Source organism: Pseudomonas sp. 05N431 (assembly GCF_056397005.1).
In genome coordinates this window covers 173,236-193,516 of the sequence record NZ_JBFTMN010000004.1, presented here as the reverse complement: position 1 = coordinate 193,516, position 20,281 = coordinate 173,236, and the positions used below count along the sequence as shown (strand labels likewise).

Sequence of the window (20,281 nt, the reverse complement as noted above, 5' to 3'; positions counted from 1 at the left end):
CGCTTGCCTGGATTTGACACACTATGCCATCTCTAACCCGTTCAAGTGGCCGGTTCAACTCCCATGACCCACGTTCTGGTCGTCGAAGACGACAACTCCACCGCTCGTGAAATTGAAGCAGCCCTGCAGGACCACGGGTTTACCGTCACGTGTGTGAACAATGGCCGCGACGGTTTGCTCAAAGCCCTCAGTGAGCCTTTCGACCTGATCGTTCTGGACCGGATGCTGCCGGGCGGCATCGACGGGTTGGGCGTATTGACCGCCTTGCGAGCGGCGAGCGTGAGCACGCCGGTGTTGATCCTCAGTGCCCTGAGCGCGCTGGATGAGCGTGTTCGAGGCTTGCGCGCCGGTGGTGATGACTACCTGACCAAGCCCTTCGAATTCATCGAACTGACCGCACGGCTGGACGCCTTGAGCCGTCGTCGTGCCGAACCCGCCACCCGCGAGCCGGACAATCAACTGCGCGTCGGCAACCTGCACGTCGACCTGTTACGCCGCAGTGTGCGCCGTGGCGATCGACCCATCGACCTGGTTCCGCGTGAATACGCGTTGCTGGAACACCTGATGCGTAACGCCGAACAGGTGGTCACGCGCACCATGTTGTTTGAAGCCGTGTGGAATTACAGCTACGACGAGCGCACCAATGTCATCGAGGTGCATATCGGCCGCCTGCGTCGCAAGATCGACGCCGAAGGTGAACCGCAGATGATCCACACCATTCGGGGGGCCGGCTATGTTCTCCGTTCACCTGAGTGAGATTCCGCGCACCATCAGTTTTCGCACGGGCCTGATGTTCCTCGGGCTGTTCGGTTGCTCGTTTCTGGCGCTGTTTGGCTACATTTACTGGCAAACCGCGTTTTACCTGAAAACCGAGGCCGACACTGCGCTCTATCGTCAGGTGGAGAACCGCAGTCAGCAAACCCCGCAACTGCGTGAAGAGGAAATCCGCAAACACACCATTTCGGACACAGAGGGCCGCCTGCCCCATAGTTTGTTCGATGAAAACAACCAGTACATTGTCGGCGCCATTCATCAACTGCCAGCGTTCAAAAAATTTGATCGCCCCGCCGAGTTCGACTGGCAAAAATCCAATGATCGCTCCCGTCCGGTGCGGTTCATTGCCCATAAACTGGAAGACGGCAAAATCCTGCTGGTCGCCCAGGACATGCATGATATTGGCGAATTCGACGAACTGTTGGTCCATGCGCTGGTTTCCGGTGGGGTCCTGCTGTTGGTGGTCGGCCTGTTAGGTGCGATCGGCCTCGGCTACTCAGCGCGGCGCCGGCTCGACAAGTTGAGCGACTCGATCAAAGGCATCATCGAGGGCGACTTGAGCAGCCGCTTGCCCACCCTGGGCAACAACGATGACATCGACCGCCTCGCCAACGTCGTCAACGGCATGCTCGATGAGCTGGAACGCTTGATGAGCGAGGTCAAGGGCGTCTGCGACGACATCGCCCACGACCTGCGCACGCCCCTGACCCGACTGATTGCAGGCCTTGAGCGCGCGCAACGCCGGGGCCTGCGCGAGGACGAATACGCGGCCAGTATTGATTCGGCGCTGAGCGAGGCCAAGGGCCTGCTGATGACATTCCGCGCCTTGCTGCGCATTTCCGAGATTGAAGACAGTGCACGACGCAGCCACTTTGCGCCGGTCGATCTGAACCTGATCGGCGCCGATGCCACCGAGCTCTATGAACCGCTGGCCGAGGAGCGCGGCATCAGTCTGGCATTCCATGCCGGCACGCAGCCAACGCTGATCGCTGGCGATGCACAACTGCTGTTCGATGCCTGCTGCAACCTGCTGGATAACGCGATCAAATTCTCTCCCGACCATAGCAGCGTCAGTCTTAGCGTCATCAGCGATGCAACGGGCGTCGGTATTCGGGTCGTCGATAACGGTCCGGGCATTCCGGAAGCCGAGCGCGAAGCGGTATTTCGTCGACTCTACCGTTCAGAACTGAGCCGTCACACCCCCGGTAACGGGTTGGGCTTGAGCATGGTGTCGGCGGTGGCGCGGTTACATGACATGAAGCTTGCGGTCTACGACGCGGCCCCGGGTTGCCGAATCGATCTGCTGGGAAAACAGCCTCACGAAACAGCTTGAAACAATCCGGTTTGGGCGACTCTTGCCGCCTTCGCGAAAATTCCGCGCATGGTCTTGGCGCAGGTACCCCCGGCGCGACGGCAATGTAATTAGAATCAAATAATTAGCCTTCGTTAAGGGATGGTTAAGAGCACCAGCGAAATTTTCACATTCGTTTCACTTAACCCCCACTTGCGCGCCTCTACATTGATCGTCACAAATCGACCTTCATGCTCGCGTTTCTCGTGAACTGTCTAAGCTGCCTGCTTGAACGGAATCGAAATTCTTCATCCCAATACGACTTACAGGTGAAAGGCGTGGTTAATACTGCATTACCCAAGGACTCGCCTAAACGAGCGGTCAAAAAACGGTTTCTGAAAGTCACGCTAGCGGCGTCGGCGGTGATAGTGGCCGCCCTGGTCACGGGTTTCACCCTGTGGCCCCGGTCTCCGGCGCTGCTCGCGGAAAGTGATCACATGGCAACGGCTGGCGTATTCCAACACTGGCAGGCGGGTGATGTGGTGGTACTGGTTCGACATGCCGAACGCTGCGATCAGTCGAAAAACCCGTGCCTGGGCCCAGCCGATGGCATTACCCAGGTAGGTAGCGCGGCATCGACGGACGTCGGCAAGGGGTTCAACGCCCTGGGCATGGACCATGCTGATGTGTTCAGCAGCCCGGCGACCCGCACGATGCAAACCGCGCAGTACATGTTTGGCAAAGAGGCGTCGAATCAGGAATGGCTGGCCCAATGCGGCAAGACCATGCGTGATGAAGTGGTCGCACACAAAACGGCGCATCGTAATCTGGTCCTGGTCACCCACAGTGGCTGCATCAGTGACTTCGAGAAACAAACCGGCTTCAAGCATGCACCCACCAGTCAGTACACCAGCGCCTTGTTCGTTTCGGTGACGGCCGACGGGCAATTGAAAGTACTCGGCATTGTGAATTCCGGGGACTGGCCAGCCGTGCTGGATAAGCGATTCGCCAGCAAGTAGTACGGTTGGTCAGGACACGCCAGCGCTGTTAACGAACTCAAAAAAGAACACCATTACGACAGTTCGCCAGCGCTAGCGTGCATTTGAAACAAATTGAATAACTTTATTTTTTTCAGCGAGTTACTGGAAATCCGGGGATTTCACGCTTGAATGCCTGCCTTGGGGAAATCCTCAATGGAAGACTCGACGCTCCACTTGTAGCATGCGGTGCCCGCTCACAGCGGCTCACCCACCTACACCCGTCCAGTCCGCTGCCAGGAGGCCCAGGAATGTCATGCGTCGACTTTATCCTTTTGCCGAATAATACGGCCGGCTCGCCACAGCGATGTCTGCGCCCCTGCACGCCTCTTTGTTGAAGAAGACCGGCGCAGCCTCGAACGTCATAACCGAAACACCCAAAACCGAGCAACGTCTTCCGGTATCAAGGCCGTCCCATGAAGCGAAAAACAATACTCGTCACGCATCACTTTACTGATTGCCCACACAGCAATCCGAACCGTCGCATGAAGTCGCAGGGAGCACGAGTCAAATGATCAAGCGCTGGGCTCTACCCTGCCTGTTGTTGGCCTTCGGCCTGTTCTACCTGTTGCCGATGGTCGGCCACGGGTTATGGATTCCTGACGAGCCGCGCTACGCACAGATCAGCCAGGAGATGTTGCTGAGCGGTGACTGGGTGTCTCCGCACTTCATGGGCTTTCGCTACTTCGAGAAGCCCATTGCCGGTTACTGGATGATTGCCATCGGTCAGGCGATCTTCGGCGAGAACCTGTTTGGCGTGCGTATTGCCTCGGCAGTCGCCACCGGGCTGAGTGTGTGGCTGGCGTATCTGATCGCCCGTCGCCTGTGGAACGATCCGCGCAAAAGTTTCGCTGCCGCCCTGCTCTACATGAGCTTCGGCCTGATCGCCGGCCAGGCTGGCTACTCCAACCTCGATCCGCAGTTCACCTTCTGGGTCAACCTGAGCCTGGTTGCCCTGTGGTTTGCCCTGGATAACAAAGCCCCACGCAGCAAACTCGGTGCCTGGGCCCTGCTCGGCTTCGCCTGTGGCATGGGCTTCCTGACCAAGGGCTTCCTTGCCTGGCTGTTGCCGGTGTTGATCGCACTGCCTTACATGATCTGGCAAAAGCGCTTTGGTGAGCTGCTGCGCTATGGCCTGGTTGCGATGGTCGTTGCCATCATCGTCAGCCTGCCGTGGGTGCTGGCGATCAATAGTCACGAACCGGATTTCTGGCGGTTCTTCTTCTGGCACGAACACATTCGCCGGTTCGCCGCCGAAGATGCCCAGCACACCCGGCCGTGGTGGTTCTTCCTGCCGATCATGGTGGTTTCGAGCCTGCCGTGGGCAGCCCTGCTGCCCTCGACACTGGTTCAAGCCTGGAAAAACAAGACTCAGAACACCACGGGCTTCCTGCTGCTGTGGATGCTCTTGCCATTGGTGTTTTTCAGCCTGAGCAAAGGCAAGCTGCCGACCTACATCATGCCGTGCCTGCTGCCGCTGGCCTTGCTGATGGCCAGCACATTGATCGATCTGGTGAGCGAGGCTCGTGGCCGCGCGATTCGCATCAACGGCTTGATCAACGTAGCCATCGCGACAATTGCCCTGATTGTCCTGATCTATTTGCAGGTCACCAGGCCGATCTTCGAAAACACCGAGATGTTCACCCTGTCGCTGGGCTTCATCGTGCTGGCCGGATGGATCATCGCCAATGCCCTGCAAGCGCTTCGGCCGCTGGTTTATTGGGCCACTCCGGCGCTGGGAATCTGGCTGCTGGTCGCCCTGTTGCCTGCCGCCATGCCCGCAGGCATCGTCAACAGCAAGATGCCAGACCAGTTCATCGCCGAACATGTTCAGGAGTTGAGCGAGACCACTTCGCTGCTGAGTAACGATCTGGGCGCGGCTTCGGCATTGTCCTGGCGCCTGAAACGCCCACAGGTTGACCTGTACAACACCGTCGGCGAGCTGCAATACGGCGCCGCCTACCCTGAGGCGGAACACCGCAAAGTCGACATGAACAGTGTCCAGCAGTGGATGACCGAAGCCCGTAAAAAGGGTTCGGTGGGTGTGGTCATGCGGGTGAAAAATGCGCTGGAAGAGCAGGAAGTCTTGCTGCTGCCGACTGATGGCAAGCACTACAAACGGGGCGAACTGGAGATCCTGATTTTCCCGAAACTGCCCTGAAGACTCCTGATGCACCGGTTTACCGGGTGACGATCTACAGATCGTCACCCGGCAAGTAGATGATCTGCATTTTCTGACCCCGGCGCGCAGGTCGCGGCGTTCAAAGGCACGGCGCAATCCTGTCGCTGGCGGTCGAGACCGAAGGGAAATACCACATGAAGTCGCGGGAAACGGAAACACGCGCGCTGCTGATCCTGCTTGGGGTTTCAGCGTTACTCCTGTTATTGGGACTGGGCACACGGGAACTTTGGGGCCCGGAAACCCGTTGGGCCAATATCACGTTGCAGATGCTGCAAAGCGGTAACTACTTCGACCCATACCTCATGGGCGGCTCCTATTACGACAAGCCGTTGCCCTCCTACTGGTTGATTACCGCCACCACCTGGTTCACCGGCGGCCTTGGCCACTGGTCCTTGCGCCTGACTTCGGTGATTTCAGCCTGGCTCAGTGTCTGGCTGGTCTACCTGATCGGCGAGCAGCTGTTTCGCAAAGGCACCGGCCTGATCGCCGGCTGGATGCTGGCAACCACCTTCTATTTCGTCTTTTGGGCCCGGGTCGCAACGGCTGACATTCTGACCGTATGCGGTGTGCTGGCAGCGATCTGGTGGTATTGGCGCGGGCCGGACGACACGCGACTCGGTCGCTACTGCGTGTTCTTCCTGCTGCTGTCGGTGACCTCGCTGTTCAAAGGCCTGATCGGTTTCATCCTGCCGGGACTGGTGCTGCTGCCCCATCTGCTGCAGGACAGCCGCTGGAAACGTCACCTCAACCTGCGCCTGTGCGTCGCCCTGCTGGTTGGCGGTCTGGTCTACGCAGTGCCGTTCGTGTTGTCGAATATCTACGGCGCCCCCACCTCCGCCGAGAATGGCCTGGGACTGGTCTTCCGGGAAAACGTGGTGCGTTTTTTCCAGCCGTTCGACCACATCGGGCCCATTTACACCTACCTGATCTACTTGCCGGTTTATACCCTGCCGTGGGCCCCGTACTGGGTGCTTGGGCTGTGGGTCGCGGCTCGTAACTGGCGCACGCTCGAACCCAATGCCCGCTGGTTGATCTGGGGTCTGGGCTTGCTGTTCCTGTTCTTCACGGCCAGTGGTAGCCGACGCAGTTACTACGTCTTGCCGCTGGTGCCGTTTGCGCAGTTGCTGGCAGCCTGGTGGGTCACCCGCCGCATGGAAGAACGGCGCGCAGCCGGCAAAGCCGAAGGACGCGGCCTGAAGATCGGCTTTGGCGTCACGACAGCCCTGCTATTGCTGATCCTCGGGATTATCGTGCCCTGGAGCAACACGGGTGGTGGCGTTGTGCAGTTCGGCAAGGACGTCAAGGCTCAGGCCAGCCTGATCGCGCCATGGAATCAATGGCGGATGGTGATGGTCGAGGTCGACAACAAAGTCCCGATGTACCTGCAAAACGACGGTGCGCCTTTCTACTATGTGCCTGACACCCAGGACTTCCCCCGTGAAGGCACCACCGCGCAGTTCATGGCATGGCTGGAAAAGACCAGCGGCCAGCAGTGGGACCCGCAGCGCACCATCATTGTGGCGCACTACAAACGTGGCGATCAGCTACCGCTGAACTATCTGAGCGTCGACCACCAGGCCGTCGTCACGCAGCCAGACAATGGTGAACGGCTGCTGCATCCGCGCTCGGACGCCAGCGTCGCCTTCATCCCCAACGCCCCCGCCCAATAAAAAATATCGAGAGGCCCGGTGGGCCTCTCGATCCTTTCCAACACCGCTCACATGAAATCAGTGGGCCTCATCGACGATAGTGTTTGAAATCAAACCGCTCTGTCCTTCAAACTCCCTCCTCAGCGCCTCAATCTAAATACAAACGACATTGATTAACGACTTATTTGACGTTTTTTTCACATATCCCGCACTACATTGCCGCCACCAAAATTTATGCGAATGATTCGCATTGTTCGGGCGAGCTGCAGGGATTGCGGGAAGCGAACGATAGGCTCGCCCACCTGATTCTCAATAAACTGCAGGAGCTGCTAACAAAATGAATCACCGTCGCCCTTCGTTTCTGAAAACCGCGCTGCTCGCCGCCGCTCTTATGGGTGCTGGCCATGTCTATGCTGCACCAAGCAGCGACGGCATCGTCGTCTACAACGCGCAGCATGAGACCCTGACCAAGGCCTGGGTCGAAGGTTTTACCCATGAAACAGGGATCAAGGTCACGCTGCGCAACGGCGATGACAGCGAGATGGGCAATCAGCTCGTGCAAGAAGGTGCGGCCTCCCCGGCTGACGTGTTCCTGACCGAGAACTCCCCGGCCATGGTGCTGGTGGATAACGCCGGGCTGTTTACCCCTGTCGCACCGTCGACCCTGGAGCAAACCGGTTCGGCCTATCGTCCGGCCCATGGCAAATGGGTGGGCATCGCTGCTCGTTCGACCGTGTTTGTCTACAACAAAAGCAAACTGGCCGAAGCCGATCTGCCGAAGTCTCTGATGGACCTGGCTTCCCCAAGCTGGAAAGGTCGTTGGGCCGGTTCGCCTGCCGGCGCCGATTTCCAGGCCATCGTCGCTGCCGTACTGGAACTCAAAGGCGAAGCCGCCACCCTGGAATGGTTGAAGGGCATGAAAGCCAACGCCACCGCCTATCGTGGCAACAGCGCCGTGCTTAAAGCAGTGAATGCCGGTCAGATTGAAGGCGGCGTGATCTATCACTACTACAGCTTCGTCGACCAGAGCAAAACCGGCGAAAACAGCAAGAACACCTCGCTGCACTACTTCAAGCATAAAGATCCGGGCGCGTTTGTCAGCCTCTCCGGTGGTGCTGTTCTGGCGTCCAGCAAACACCAGGAAGAAGCTCAGGCGTTCCTGAAGTGGATCACCGGCAAAGAAGGCCAGGCCATTCTGAAAAACGGCAACTCGTTTGAATACGCCGTAGGCCAGAATGCCGAGTCGAACCCGAAACTGGTGCCGCTCGCGCAACTTGACGCACCTGCGGTCGACGCTTCCAAACTCAACAGCAAAAAAGTCGTCGAGCTGATGACTCAGGCGGGGTTGTTGTAATCCGATGTCCAAGCCAGTCGCGCTGCCAGAAGCTAGTGAAGTCGTCCAGCTGACGACTCTGGCTCTCCCTCGTCAACACCCTCGTCGCGCCTCCGGGAGTCGCGGCGGCAAGTGGGTGGTGGCTATATCCATTCTGGTGTCGTTGCTGGCCCTGCTGCCGTTGGCGTTTGTCATCGGCATTTCCATCAAGACCGGCTGGGCGACGATTGCCGAGCTGGTCTTCAGGCCTCGAGTGGCCGAACTTTTGATCAACACCGTTCTACTGGTGGTGATCACGATTCCTTTATGTATCGCGTTTGGCGTGGCACTCGCCTGGCTAACCGAGCGCACCGACTTACCGGGCCGTCGCCTCTGGTCGGTGCTGGCAACGGCACCGATTGCGGTGCCGGCCTTTGTCCACAGTTATGCCTGGGTCAGCCTGGTACCACCGATTCACGGGTTGTTTGCCGGGGTACTGGTTTCGGTCATCGCCTACTTCCCGTTCCTCTATCTGCCCATCGCCGCCACCCTGCGGCGTCTTGATCCGGCCATCGAAGATGTCTCCGAATCGCTGGGCCTGAAGCCCTGGGCGGTGTTTTTCCGGGTGGTGCTGCCGCAACTGCGCCTGGCCATCTGTGGCGGTTCCTTGCTGGTCGGGCTGCACTTGCTGGCCGAATACGGCCTGTACGCGATGATTCGCTTCGACACTTTCACCACAGCGATCTTCGACCAGTTCCAGTCGAGCTTCAACGGCCCGGCGGCGAACATGCTGGCCGGGGTTCTGGCGCTGTGCTGCCTGCTGATGCTGACTGCCGAGTCCGCGTCCCGAGGCCATGCCCGTTACGCTCGGGTCGGCTCCGGCAGTGCGCGCCTGCAACGCACCCAGCGGCTGACACGCAACACCAAAGCCGCAGCATTGTTGTTGCCAATCATCACCAGCGTGCTGGCGCTCGGCGTACCGCTGATTACCCTGGCCCAATGGTTGATTGCCGGTGGCGCGGACGTCTGGCGCATGGCGGAAATTCTCCCGGCATTGAAGCAGACCCTCGTGCTGGCCAGTGTCGGCGCGGCGATCACCACCTGCGCGGCAGTTCCGGTGGCCTGGTTGTCGATACGTTCACCGGGGCGCCTGCATCGCATCCTGGAAAGCTGCAACTACATCACCAGCTCATTGCCGGGAATCGTCGTGGCGCTGGCCCTGGTGACCGTCACCATCAGCTTTGCCCGGCCGATTTACCAGACCACCATCACCGTGCTGCTGGCGTACCTGCTGATGTTCTTGCCACGCGCGCTGGTCAGTTTGCGCGCCGGTATTGCCCAGGCACCGGTCGAGCTGGAAAATATCGCCCGCAGCCTGGGCCGTTCGCCGAGTCAGGCGCTCTGGCTGATTACCATGCGCCTGGCCGCACCAGGCGCCGCCGCCGGCGCAGCACTGGTGTTTCTGGCGATTACCAACGAACTGACCGCGACCCTGTTGCTCTCGCCGAGTGGCACCCGCACCCTGGCCACCGGTTTTTGGGCCATGACCAGTGAAATCGACTATGCCGCAGCGGCACCTTACGCGCTGATCATGATTTTGCTTTCGCTTCCGTTGACCGCGCTTCTCTATCATCAATCCAAACGCACGGCAGGCCGATGAACGCTCTCGAACTGAACTCCATCTACAAAACCTTCGGCGCCCTGCCTGCCCTGGACAACGTCAGCCTGTCGGTGCCTGCGGGCAGCCGCACGGCCATCGTCGGCCCTTCCGGCTCAGGCAAGACCACCTTGCTGCGGATGATTGCCGGGTTCGAGTTCCCCGATTCGGGCAGTATCTCGCTCAACGGCCAGACGCTGGTCGACGGCTCGACCGAAGTCCCCGCGCATCAGCGCATGATCGGTTATGTGCCCCAGGACGGTGCGCTGTTCCCACACATGACGGTGGCCGGCAACATTGCCTTTGGACTGTCCGGTGATGCCGCCTTGAAACAGGAACGCGTCGCCGAGTTGATGGACATGGTGGCGCTGGATTCACGCATGACCCAGCGCTGGCCGCACGAGCTTTCCGGCGGTCAGCAGCAACGGGTCGCCCTGGCCCGGGCCTTGGCGCAACGGCCTCGGCTGATGCTGCTGGATGAACCCTTTTCAGCACTGGACACCGGACTGCGGGCGTCCATGCGCAAGATGGTTGCCAAACTTCTGTCAGACACCGGCGTGACCACCATCCTGGTGACTCACGATCAGTCCGAAGCGTTGTCATTTGCCGATCAACTGGCCGTGATGCGTCAGGGCCGATTGGTGCAGACCGGGCAACCGATGGACCTGTATCTGCATCCTTGCGATGAAGAAACGGCGCTGTTCCTGGGGGATGCCGTGGTCATGCCGGCGCGGGTCGAAAATGGCTACGCGACCTGCGACCTGGGACGGATTCATGTCAGCAATACCTCGCTAAACGGCGCGGCGCAGATCATGTTGCGCCCCGAGCAGTTGCAGATTTCCAGTCAGCCCGCCGATCTGGAACAGGTGGACGGCTGCATCGGGGTGGTGACCGATCGCGACTTTGGCGGCAACACCTGCACCTTGACGGTGGAACTGAAGCTTCCCTCACCCGCTACCGATGCACAGTCAGCGAGCCGCTCGCTGCTGGTTCGCAGTTCCGGGGTGCATGCACCGGCCGCTGGCAGCCTGGTACACATTTCGACTCTGGGTCACGCGCACGTGTTGACTGAGCCCGTTCGCCAGCAGGCGGTTACGGCACCATAGTTTGCAGCTTGACGCAGGCTCGGGTTGAAGTAGTCTTGACGACCTCTTTACTATCATTTTTGGTGATGTACGGGCTAAGTGATGGTTTCTTCGCAGCGCCTGAAAAATGGCAATGGCTGCCAGAAAGGGCTTTAAGCATTGAAAAACCCTGAACATTTGCTGTAAAGGTTACAGTTAAACATTCTCGACACCGGTTTTTCATGTCCCTTTCACATTTTCGAGATTACCCTCTGCGCGTCCGGAGCGATGCTTTTGTGTCGTTCAAACCGCCGAGGGACAAAATTGAAGTCAATTAGTGCACTTTTTCCAAAAGATTGGTTAACTGATTGATATACTTTTTGTTTTTTCGTCTACGCTGTGTCACGGATGACGCTCTGAAGCACTGCTTTGAGCTGATTCGCAGGTTGTGACCACCGACTTGCCGCCTTCCAGGGCTGTTGACATATCCAAACCCGAGGTCCACATGAATCAGGCTTTTCTCCCCTTTTCTCGCCCAAGCATCGGTGATGAAGAAATCGCCGCCGTCGAGCAGGTGTTGCGCTCCGGCTGGATCACCACCGGGCCGAAGAACCAGGAGCTGGAAGAGCAATTTGCACAGTACACAGGCTGCAAGCACGCCGTAGCCCTGTCTTCGGCTACCGGCGGCATGCATATCACGCTGCTGGCGCTGGGCATTGGCCCTGGCGATGAAGTGATCACGCCGTCGCAGACCTGGGTCTCGACCGCCAACATGATCTGCCTGTTGGGCGCTACCCCGGTATTCGTCGACGTCGACCGCGACACCCTGATGACCGATGTCCAGGCCATCGAAGCCGCCATTACCCCACGCACCAAAGCGATCATTCCGGTGCACTACGCCGGTGCCGCGTTCGATCTCGACCCGCTCTATGAGCTGGCAGACAAACACGGCATCGCCGTCATCGAAGACGCCGCCCATGCTGCCGGTACCCGTTACCGTGGCCGCGCCATTGGCGCTCAGGGCACCGCGATCTTCTCGTTCCACGCGATCAAGAACATGACCTGCGCCGAGGGCGCAATGTTCGTCAGCGACAATCAGGCGCTGGCCGATCGCGTGCGCATGCTCAAGTTTCACGGCCTCGGCGTAGACGCTTATGACCGTTTGACTCACGGTCGTAAACCTCAGGCCATGGTCATCGAGCCTGGCTTCAAGTACAACCTGGCCGACATCAACGCCGCCATTGCACTGGTGCAGTTGCAGCGCCTCGACGAGATCAACGCCAAGCGCACAGCATTGGCGCAGACCTACCTGCAACGCCTGGAAGGCCTGGCGGTGCAACCGTTGAGTGTGCCAACCTACCCGCAACAACACGCCTGGCACCTGTTTATCCTGCGCATCGACGCCGAGCGTTGCGGGATGGATCGCGAGGCATTCATGAAGGCCCTGCAAGAACAGAATATCGGTACGGGTATTCACTTTGTGGCCACCCACCTGCACACTTACTACCGCCAGCGATTCCCGGGCATTCATTTGCCCAACACCGAATGGAACTCGGCACGACTGTGCTCGATCCCGCTGTTCCCCGACATGACTACCGACGATGTCGAACGCGTCGTTGGCGCCATTGAAAACATTCTGGACTGAAGCCTTTGAAGCCATATCCAATTAACTGCGTGTCGATCGTTATCCCGGTCTACAACGAAGAAGAAAGCCTGCCTGAATTGCTGCGCCGGACCGAAGCGGCCTGTCAACTGCTCAAACACGAGTACGAAATCGTCCTGGTCGATGACGGCAGCCGCGACAATTCGGCGCAAATTCTCGAAGAAGCCGCCGAACGTGAAGGCAGCCAGGTTGTCGCGATCATTCTCAATCGCAACTACGGGCAGCACGCGGCGATCATGGCCGGTTTCGAGCATTGCAAAGGCGATGTGGTCATTACCCTCGACGCCGACCTGCAGAACCCGCCGGAAGAAATCCCCCGTCTGGTGGAACAGGCCGAACTGGGCTACGACGTAGTTGCCACCGTGCGCAACAATCGCCAGGACTCGGCCCTGCGCCGCTGGCCGTCGAAACTGATCAACCTGGCCGTGCAGCGTTCCACCGGTGTCGCCATGAGCGATTACGGCTGCATGCTGCGCGCCTACCGCCGCACCATCGTCGACGCCATGCTGGCCTGCCGTGAACGCAGCACCTTCATCCCGATCCTGGCCAACAGCTTCGCCCGCCACACCACCGAGATTCTGGTGCAGCACGCCGAGCGCGAGCATGGCGAGTCGAAGTACAGCCCGATGCGCCTGATCAGCCTGATGTTCGACCTGCTGACCTGCATGACCACTACCCCGCTGCGACTGCTGAGCATCATCGGTTTCAGTCTGGCGGCGCTGGGCATGTTGTTTGCCTTCCTGCTGATTTTCCTGCGCCTGATCTTCGGCGCCAGCTGGGCGGGTGGCGGTACCTTCGTACTGTTCGCCGTGCTCTTTGTGTTCACCGGTGGCCAATTCATCGGCATGGGCCTTCTGGGTGAATACCTGGGCCGCATGTACAGCGATGTCCGCGCCCGCCCGCGGTTCTTTATCGAAAAAATCCTACGTAACAAACCCGCTAGTCCTGCTCCCGTTGCCACTGTCGACGGTCTGCCTTCCACCACTACTGATCAGGTTTCGCCATGAGTTCAAAAGCTGTTGTTTTCGCCTATCACGATATTGGCTGTGCAGGTATCGAAGCACTGCTAAACGCAGGTTTCGAGATTGCTGCCGTGTTTACCCACGCCGACGATCCGAAGGAAAACACCTTCTACGGCTCGGTCGCTCAGCTGTGCGCCCGTAAAGGCATTCCTGTGCATGCACCGGAAGACGTCAACCACCCACTGTGGATCGAGCGCATTGCCAAACTGAACCCGGACTACCTGTTCTCGTTCTACTACCGCAACCTGTTGGGCGAGCAACTGCTGGCTACCGCCCGCAAAGGCGCGTTCAACCTGCACGGCTCGTTGCTGCCAACCTACCGCGGCCGCGCCCCAGCGAACTGGGTACTGGTCAACGGTGAAACCGAAACCGGCGTGACCCTGCACCGCATGGTCAAGCGTGCCGACGCTGGCGCAATCATTGCCCAGCAACGCGTTGCGATCGAGCGTGCCGACACCGCACTGACCCTGCACGGCAAGCTGCGTGAAGCCGCTTCCAACCTGCTGCGTGACACCCTGCCATTGCTGGCTCAGGGCAAAATCACCGAAACCGCCCAGGACGAATCCAAGGCCACTGTTTACGGTCGTCGTACCGCAGCAGACGGCAAACTGGTCTGGAAAAAACCGGCTGAAGAGCTGTTCAACCTGGTTCGCGCCGTGACCCAACCTTACCCGGGTGCTTTCTGCGCCGTGGGCGAGCACAAACTGATTGTCTGGAGCGCTGAAGTCGTCAAGGGCAACGAAGGTCTGGCACCAGGCCGCGTGATCAGCGTCGATCCGCTGCGTATCGCTTGTGGCGAAGACTCCCTGGTTATCACTTCCGGCCAGCGTAACGAAAGCGGTCTGTTCCTGAGCGGCCCGCAACTGGCCAACGAACTGGGCCTGGTCGACGGTTCCGTACTGCGTGGCGCCGAGTCGGGCCGTGCCCCGCGTCGCACCCGCGTACTGATCCTCGGCGTCAACGGCTTCATCGGTAACCACCTGTCCGAGCGCCTGCTGCGTGACGACAAGTACGACGTCTATGGTCTGGACATCGGTTCCGACGCTATCGAGCGTCTGCGCAGCCATCCGAACTTCCACTTCGTCGAAGGCGATATCAGCATCCACTCCGAGTGGATCGAATATCACATCAAGAAGTGCGACGTGGTTCTGCCGCTGGTGGCCATCGCCACCCCGATCGAATACACCCGCAACCCGCTGCGCGTATTCGAACTGGACTTCGAAGAGAACCTGAAACTGGTTCGCTACTGCGTGAAGTACAACAAGCGCGTGATCTTCCCGTCGACTTCCGAAGTCTACGGCATGTGCCAGGACAAGAACTTCGACGAAGACACCTCGAACCTGATCGTTGGTCCGATCAACAAGCAACGCTGGATCTACTCGGTCTCCAAGCAACTGCTGGACCGCGTGATCTGGGCCTACGGCGCCAAAGGCCTGAACTTCACCCTGTTCCGTCCGTTCAACTGGATGGGTCCACGTCTGGACCGTCTGGACTCGGCCCGTATCGGCAGCTCCCGTGCCATCACCCAGCTGATCCTGAACCTGGTGGAAGGCACCCCGATCCGTCTGTTCGACGGCGGCGAGCAGAAGCGCTGCTTCACTGACATCGCCGACGGCATCGAAGCCCTGGCCCGTATCGTTGATAACGAAAATGACGCGTGCAACGGTCAGGTCATCAACATCGGTAACCCGGACAACGAAGCCAGCATCCGTCAGTTGGGCGAAGAGCTGCTGCGTCAGTTCGAAGCTCACCCACTGCGCGCCAACTTCCCTCCGTTCGCCGGTTTCCGCGACGTAGAGAGCAAGGCGTTCTACGGCGCTGGCTACCAGGACGTGGAACACCGCAAGCCAAGCATCGAAAACGCCAAGCGCCTGCTGAACTGGGAGCCAACCGTTGAGATGAGCGAAACCATCGGTAACACGCTGGACTTCTTCCTGCGCGAAGCCATGCTCGAAATCGCGGACAAGCGCTGATGCAGGCAGGTCTTCGGATCGATGTCGACACCTACCGAGGTACCCGTGAGGGGGTACCCCGGTTGTTGGAGATGCTCGATGAAGCACAAGTCAAGGCGACGTTTTTTTTCAGCGTTGGTCCGGACAACATGGGGCGCCATTTATGGCGCCTCATCCGTCCGCAGTTCCTCTGGAAAATGCTCCGCTCCAATGCCGCAGGTCTGTACGGCTGGGACATCTTGCTGGCCGGCACCGCCTGGCCAGGCAAGCCCATCGGCCGTGACCTGGGGCACCTGATGCGCCAGACCCTCGCGGCTGGCCATGAAGTGGGTTTGCACGCCTGGGATCACCACGGCTGGCAAGCCAACGCAGGGCGCTGGAGCGACGCCGAGCTGATCGAACAGATTCGCCGGGGCGTAGACACCCTCAGCGATATTATCGGGCAGCGCGTGGACTGTTCGGCGGCCGCCGGTTGGCGTGCCGATGAGCGGGTCATCGAAGCCAAGCAGCATTTTGGCTTTCGTTACAACAGCGACTGTCGCGGACAAAGCCTGTTCCAGCCTCGGCTGGCAGACGGCAGCCTCGGCACGCCACAAATTCCGGTCGACTTGCCAACCTTCGATGAAGTGGTGGGTCCCGTCGTAGCAGCCAATGAGTTCAACTCATACATTCTTGACCGATTCAGCCCCTCGAAGCTGAACGTATATACGATACATGCGGAGGTAGAAGGGATTCTGATGGCAAATGATTTCCGTCAACTGCTGGTTGATGCGCGTCAGCGTGACATCCAGTTCCAGCCGCTGGGTAACCTCTTGCCCGCCCAACCGACAACCCTGCCTCAGGGGCGCGTAATACGTGGCGCCCTCGAAGGCCGAGAAGGATGGTTGGGAGTGCAAGGCGCATGACCAAACGCTGGGCTTTGCCGTTACTGCTTATCGCTTTCGGTCTGGTCTATCTGTTGCCGCTGGGCACGCATGGCCTGTGGATTCCGGATGAAACCCGCTACGCCCAGGTCAGTCAGGAAATGCTCCTGAGTGGCAACTGGGTGTCGCCGCATTTCATGGGCCTGCGTTATTTCGAGAAACCGATTGCCGGTTACTGGATGATCGCCATCGGCCAGGCCGTGTTCGGCGAGAACCTGTTCGGGGTGCGTGTTGCGTCGGCACTCGCGACCGGTTTGAGCATCGTGCTGACCTACCTGATCGCACGCAGGCTCTGGAACGATCCGCGTAAAAGCATCGCCAGCGCATTGCTCTACATGAGTTTCGCCGTGGTCGCCGGTCAAGGCGGCTATTCCAACCTCGACCCGCAATTCACGTTCTGGGTCGACCTGAGCCTGGTGGCCTTGTGGTTTGCGCTGGACAGCAGCAGTCGCAATGCGCGGCTGATCAGTTGGGCGACCTTGGGGCTGGCCTGCGGCATGGGCTTCCTGACCAAGGGTTTCCTGGCCTGGTTGCTGCCGGTATTGATCGCCCTGCCCTACATGATCTGGCAAAAACGCTGGCGTGAACTGTTGGCATACGGCCCGATGGCTATCGTGGTCGCGATTGTCGTCAGCCTGCCGTGGGTCCTGGCCGTGCATGCGCAGGAACCTGATTACTGGCGTTTCTTCTTCTGGCACGAGCACATTCGTCGCTTTGCCGGTGACGATGCGCAGCACGCAGCGCCGTGGTGGTTCTACCTGCCGATGCTGGTCGCGTTCAGCCTGCCATGGGTGGCGTTCCTGCCTTCGGCGCTCAATCAAGCATGGCAAACCAGACGTCAGGCCAGCACCGGCTTCCTGCTGTTGTGGCTGGTCCTGCCGTTGGCGTTTTTCAGCCTGAGCAAAGGCAAGTTACCGACCTACATCCTGCCGTGCCTGTTGCCCCTGGCACTGTTGATGGGTAATGCACTGATTGACCGACTGAACCTGGGGCAAAGCCGGCTGTTCAAGATCAACGGCCTGCTGAACCTGGTCATCGGTCTGACCACCTTGCTGGCGATGGTGTACCTGCAACTGAAAAAACCCGTGTATGTCGATGAAATGCACAGCCTGGTGCTGGTGTTCATCGTGATCATGGGCTGGATCCTGTCCAACCTGTTGCTGGTGGTTCGACCGTTGAGCGCATGGGCTGCGCCGGCAATCGGCAGCTGGTTGCTGATCGCCATCCTGCCGGCCGCACTGCCGCACTCGGTGGTCTACAACAAAATGCCCGACCAGTTTGTCCTCCAGCACATTGACGAACTCAGCCAGACCAAAAGCCTGCTGAGCAATGACCTGGGGGCCGCATCTGCAGTCGCCTGGCGTCTGCAACGCCCCGAAGTGGCGTTGTACAACACCATCGGCGAAGTGAAGTACGGCCTGGACTACCCGGACGCCGCGGCACGTCGGGTCGACACCGAACACGTGCAACAGTGGATGAGCGAAGCCCGCAAGACCGGCCCGGTCGGTGTGGTCATGCGCGTCAAGGGTGATGATGAAGTCCACGAACTCGACCTGCTGCCCAAGGATGGCAAGCGTTACGAGCAAGGCAACATGGTCATTCTGATCATTCCACAGAGCGCGCCATGACCCTGATTCTGCTGTTGTCCGCCTGTCTGCTGACCTGCATGGGCCAGATTGCCCAGAAATACGCCGTGGAAAGCTGGCGCGGCAAGGACTCCGGCTGGAGTGAAAAACTGCTCTCGCCGTGGTTGTGGCTGGCGCTGGCATGCCTGGGCTTTGGGCTGCTGGTATGGCTGCTGGTGTTGCAGCGCCTGGAAGTCGGTATCGCCTACCCGATGCTCAGCCTCAACTTTGTGCTGATCACCCTGGCCGCCCACTTCGTCTTCCACGAAACCATTGATCGCCGTCACTGGATCGGCGTTGCGCTGATCATCGCCGGCGTCGTTCTGCTCGGGAGGCACGCATGAGCCTTCGTCGCGGTATCAGCTTTGCCATGGGCAGCGTCGCACTGGTCAGTGCTGCGCAGTTGGGCATGCGCTGGAGCATGAGCCATTTGCCGCTGCCCGATCAGTGGCTGCAGGCCCTGAGCAACGGCACGATCGACCTGCTCGCGATCGGCGTGGTACTGGCGTCGATCTGCGCTTACGCCCTGTCCATGCTGTGCTGGCTCGCCGCTCTGCGCGATCTGCCGCTGGGCCGGGCCTACTCGCTGTTGAGTATCAGCTATGCACTGGTGTATCTATTGGCCGCCAGCCTGCCGCTGTTCAACGAAAATTTCAGTCTTTCCAAAACACTCGGGGTGGCCTTGGTCATCCTCGGTGTCATCACTATCAACTCTCGAACTGCTCGCGCCACAGAAGTCAGGAATGCCTCATGAAAATCAGTGTAATTGGTAGCGGTTATGTCGGTCTGGTGCAGGCGACTGTCCTGGCTGAAGTCGGCCATGATGTCGTCTGCATGGACGTCGATCAGAACAAGATCAAAATGCTGCAGAAAGGCCACGTCACTATCTTTGAACCAGGGCTGGAGAGCATGGTCAAGGAGAACCTGGAGAGCGGGCGCCTGCACTTCACCAGCGACGAGAAGATGGCCATCGAGCACGGTCAGGTACTGTTCATCGCTGTCGGCACACCGTCGGACGAGGACGGCTCGGCCGACCTGAAATATGTCTTGTCCGTGGGTGATGCAGTTGCACGCCATCGGGTCGAGCCGCTGATTCTCGTGGAAAAGTCCACTGTTCCAGTCGGCACCGGCGACACCCTGCGCGCGCACATTGAAGGTGTGCTCAAGAAAGCCGGGCGTACCCTGGAATTCGATATCGTCTCCAACCCGGAATTCCTCAAGGAAGGCTCGGCCGTCAGCGACTGCCGCCGCCCTGACCGCATCGTCATCGGTTGCGAGCGTGAAGAAGTCCGTGAAGTGATGCGCGACCTCTACGCCCCCTTCAACCGCAACCATGACCGCATCATGTTCATGGACCTGCGCAGCGCCGAACTGACCAAGTACGCAGCCAACTGCATGCTCGCGACCAAAATCAGCTTTATCAACCAGATCGCCGAACTGGCCGAACACCTGGGTGCGGATATCGAAGCCGTGCGCATGGGCATCGGTGCAGACCAGCGCATCGGCTACCACTTCATCTACCCTGGCTGCGGCTATGGCGGTTCGTGTTTCCCGAAAGACATGCGCGCATTGATCCACAGCGCCCAGGAAGCCAATTGCTCCAGCGACCTGCTGGAAGCGGTCGAGGCCATCAACCAGCGCCAGAAACACAAGCTGTTCGAACGCATCAACGCGTTCTACAAAGGCGAGCTGAAAGGCAAGACCTTCGCCCTCTGGGGCCTGGCGTTCAAACCCAACACCGACGACATGCGCGATGCACCAAGCCGTGTGCTGATGGAAGCCTTGTGGGCTGCCGGCGCACACGTACGTGCGTTCGACCCTGAAGCCATGCAGGAAACCCAACGCCTGTACCCGGATCAACCGAACCTGTCGCTGATGGGCACACCGGAATCCGCGCTGGTTGGCGCAGACGCGTTGATCGTTTGCACCGAATGGCAGCAGTTCAAGGCGCCGGACTTCAAGTTGATCGAAGAGCGTCTCAAAGCTCCGGTGGTCTTCGACGGTCGCAACCTGTACGACGCCGAACGTCTGGCACGCAAAGGCTTCAAGTACTTCCCGATGGGCCGTGGCGAGTCGCGCAATCTGCCAATTCCTCAGCAACAGTGGCCAGCTTCGTCCGTCTAAGCCCAG

The 20,281-nt window shown here is 59.3% G+C and carries 16 protein-coding genes; all 16 read left to right on the top strand.

What is annotated here, in order from left to right:
• Positions 1-63 precede the first annotated feature (63 nt).
• The 16 genes from AC1DIG_RS08520 to AC1DIG_RS08445 all read left to right on the top strand — a co-directional run bounded on the left by AC1DIG_RS08520 (position 64) and on the right by AC1DIG_RS08445 (position 20,275).
• Entirely contained in the window at positions 64-756 is a 693-nt protein-coding gene (locus tag AC1DIG_RS08520; protein WP_477766933.1) for a response regulator transcription factor, read from the top strand.
• On the top strand, positions 734-2,107 hold the full coding sequence (locus AC1DIG_RS08515) for a sensor histidine kinase (RefSeq protein ID WP_477766932.1): 1,374 nt from the start codon (positions 734-736) through the stop codon (positions 2,105-2,107). Before AC1DIG_RS08520 ends, AC1DIG_RS08515 begins: the two co-directional genes overlap by 23 nt.
• A 296-nt stretch (positions 2,108-2,403) precedes the next feature.
• Positions 2,404-3,084 (top strand): lipopolysaccharide core heptose(II)-phosphate phosphatase PmrG, encoded by a 681-nt coding sequence (pmrG, locus tag AC1DIG_RS08510; protein ID WP_477766931.1) that lies wholly within the window; start codon positions 2,404-2,406, stop codon positions 3,082-3,084.
• A 529-nt stretch (positions 3,085-3,613) separates the two neighbouring features.
• On the top strand, positions 3,614-5,263 hold the full coding sequence (arnT, locus tag AC1DIG_RS08505; protein WP_477766930.1) for a lipid IV(A) 4-amino-4-deoxy-L-arabinosyltransferase: 1,650 nt from the start codon (positions 3,614-3,616) through the stop codon (positions 5,261-5,263).
• 155 nt (positions 5,264-5,418) lie between these two features.
• Positions 5,419-6,954 (top strand): ArnT family glycosyltransferase, encoded by a 1,536-nt coding sequence (locus AC1DIG_RS08500; protein WP_477766929.1) that lies wholly within the window; start codon positions 5,419-5,421, stop codon positions 6,952-6,954.
• Between the two features lie 316 nt (positions 6,955-7,270).
• Entirely contained in the window at positions 7,271-8,287 is a 1,017-nt protein-coding gene (locus AC1DIG_RS08495) for an iron ABC transporter substrate-binding protein (protein ID WP_477766928.1), read from the top strand.
• Positions 8,288-8,291: 4 nt separating this feature from the next.
• Entirely contained in the window at positions 8,292-9,905 is a 1,614-nt protein-coding gene (locus AC1DIG_RS08490; RefSeq protein WP_477766927.1) for an ABC transporter permease, read from the top strand.
• The gene (locus AC1DIG_RS08485) at positions 9,902-11,008 is read left to right on the top strand and encodes an ABC transporter ATP-binding protein (protein ID WP_477766926.1); all 1,107 of its coding nucleotides are present in this window, start codon (positions 9,902-9,904) and stop codon (positions 11,006-11,008) included. Before AC1DIG_RS08490 ends, AC1DIG_RS08485 begins: the two co-directional genes overlap by 4 nt.
• A 463-nt stretch (positions 11,009-11,471) precedes the next feature.
• Positions 11,472-12,611 carry a UDP-4-amino-4-deoxy-L-arabinose aminotransferase gene (gene arnB, locus AC1DIG_RS08480; protein WP_477766925.1) on the top strand — a complete coding sequence of 380 codons (1,140 nt, stop codon included), beginning with the start codon at positions 11,472-11,474 and terminating at the stop codon, positions 12,609-12,611.
• A 5-nt stretch (positions 12,612-12,616) separates the two neighbouring features.
• Positions 12,617-13,636, top strand: a complete 1,020-nt coding sequence (arnC, locus tag AC1DIG_RS08475) for an undecaprenyl-phosphate 4-deoxy-4-formamido-L-arabinose transferase (RefSeq protein WP_477766924.1) — start codon at positions 12,617-12,619, stop codon at positions 13,634-13,636.
• On the top strand, positions 13,633-15,624 hold the full coding sequence (arnA, locus tag AC1DIG_RS08470) for a bifunctional UDP-4-amino-4-deoxy-L-arabinose formyltransferase/UDP-glucuronic acid oxidase ArnA (RefSeq protein WP_477766923.1): 1,992 nt from the start codon (positions 13,633-13,635) through the stop codon (positions 15,622-15,624). Before arnC ends, arnA begins: the two co-directional genes overlap by 4 nt.
• Positions 15,624-16,508 carry a 4-deoxy-4-formamido-L-arabinose-phosphoundecaprenol deformylase gene (gene arnD, locus AC1DIG_RS08465; RefSeq protein ID WP_054597466.1) on the top strand — a complete coding sequence of 295 codons (885 nt, stop codon included), beginning with the start codon at positions 15,624-15,626 and terminating at the stop codon, positions 16,506-16,508. Before arnA ends, arnD begins: the two co-directional genes overlap by 1 nt.
• A complete protein-coding gene (gene arnT / locus AC1DIG_RS08460; RefSeq protein ID WP_477766922.1) occupies positions 16,505-18,154 on the top strand; it encodes a lipid IV(A) 4-amino-4-deoxy-L-arabinosyltransferase in 1,650 nt (549 codons plus the stop codon). Before arnD ends, arnT (AC1DIG_RS08460) begins: the two co-directional genes overlap by 4 nt.
• Positions 18,151-18,495, top strand: coding sequence for a 4-amino-4-deoxy-L-arabinose-phosphoundecaprenol flippase subunit ArnE (arnE, locus tag AC1DIG_RS08455; RefSeq protein ID WP_019690505.1), 345 nt, complete (start codon positions 18,151-18,153; stop codon positions 18,493-18,495). Before arnT (AC1DIG_RS08460) ends, arnE begins: the two co-directional genes overlap by 4 nt.
• A complete protein-coding gene (gene arnF, locus AC1DIG_RS08450) occupies positions 18,492-18,905 on the top strand; it encodes a 4-amino-4-deoxy-L-arabinose-phosphoundecaprenol flippase subunit ArnF (protein WP_477766921.1) in 414 nt (137 codons plus the stop codon). Before arnE ends, arnF begins: the two co-directional genes overlap by 4 nt.
• The gene (locus tag AC1DIG_RS08445; RefSeq protein ID WP_477766920.1) at positions 18,902-20,275 is read left to right on the top strand and encodes a UDP-glucose dehydrogenase family protein; all 1,374 of its coding nucleotides are present in this window, start codon (positions 18,902-18,904) and stop codon (positions 20,273-20,275) included. Before arnF ends, AC1DIG_RS08445 begins: the two co-directional genes overlap by 4 nt.
• Positions 20,276-20,281: the final 6 nt, after the last annotated feature.

Excerpts from the sequence above, each read along its gene's own strand:
- AC1DIG_RS08495 (WP_477766928.1), top strand. The coding sequence starts at position 7,271 with ATGAATCACCGTCGCCCTTCGTTTCTGAAAACCGCGCTGCTCGCCGCC.
- arnB (WP_477766925.1), top strand. The coding sequence starts at position 11,472 with ATGAATCAGGCTTTTCTCCCCTTTTCTCGCCCAAGCATCGGTGATGAA.
- AC1DIG_RS08445 (WP_477766920.1), top strand. The coding sequence starts at position 18,902 with ATGAAAATCAGTGTAATTGGTAGCGGTTATGTCGGTCTGGTGCAGGCG.
- AC1DIG_RS08520 (WP_477766933.1), top strand. The coding sequence starts at position 64 with ATGACCCACGTTCTGGTCGTCGAAGACGACAACTCCACCGCTCGTGAA.
- arnE (WP_019690505.1), top strand. The coding sequence starts at position 18,151 with ATGACCCTGATTCTGCTGTTGTCCGCCTGTCTGCTGACCTGCATGGGC.
- arnF (WP_477766921.1), top strand. The coding sequence starts at position 18,492 with ATGAGCCTTCGTCGCGGTATCAGCTTTGCCATGGGCAGCGTCGCACTG.
- arnA (WP_477766923.1), top strand. The coding sequence starts at position 13,633 with ATGAGTTCAAAAGCTGTTGTTTTCGCCTATCACGATATTGGCTGTGCA.
- arnT (WP_477766930.1), top strand. The coding sequence starts at position 3,614 with ATGATCAAGCGCTGGGCTCTACCCTGCCTGTTGTTGGCCTTCGGCCTG.
- AC1DIG_RS08490 (WP_477766927.1), top strand. The coding sequence starts at position 8,292 with ATGTCCAAGCCAGTCGCGCTGCCAGAAGCTAGTGAAGTCGTCCAGCTG.
- AC1DIG_RS08485 (WP_477766926.1), top strand. The coding sequence starts at position 9,902 with ATGAACGCTCTCGAACTGAACTCCATCTACAAAACCTTCGGCGCCCTG.
- AC1DIG_RS08515 (WP_477766932.1), top strand. The coding sequence starts at position 734 with ATGTTCTCCGTTCACCTGAGTGAGATTCCGCGCACCATCAGTTTTCGC.
- arnT (WP_477766922.1), top strand. The coding sequence starts at position 16,505 with ATGACCAAACGCTGGGCTTTGCCGTTACTGCTTATCGCTTTCGGTCTG.
- arnD (WP_054597466.1), top strand. The coding sequence starts at position 15,624 with ATGCAGGCAGGTCTTCGGATCGATGTCGACACCTACCGAGGTACCCGT.
- AC1DIG_RS08500 (WP_477766929.1), top strand. The coding sequence starts at position 5,419 with ATGAAGTCGCGGGAAACGGAAACACGCGCGCTGCTGATCCTGCTTGGG.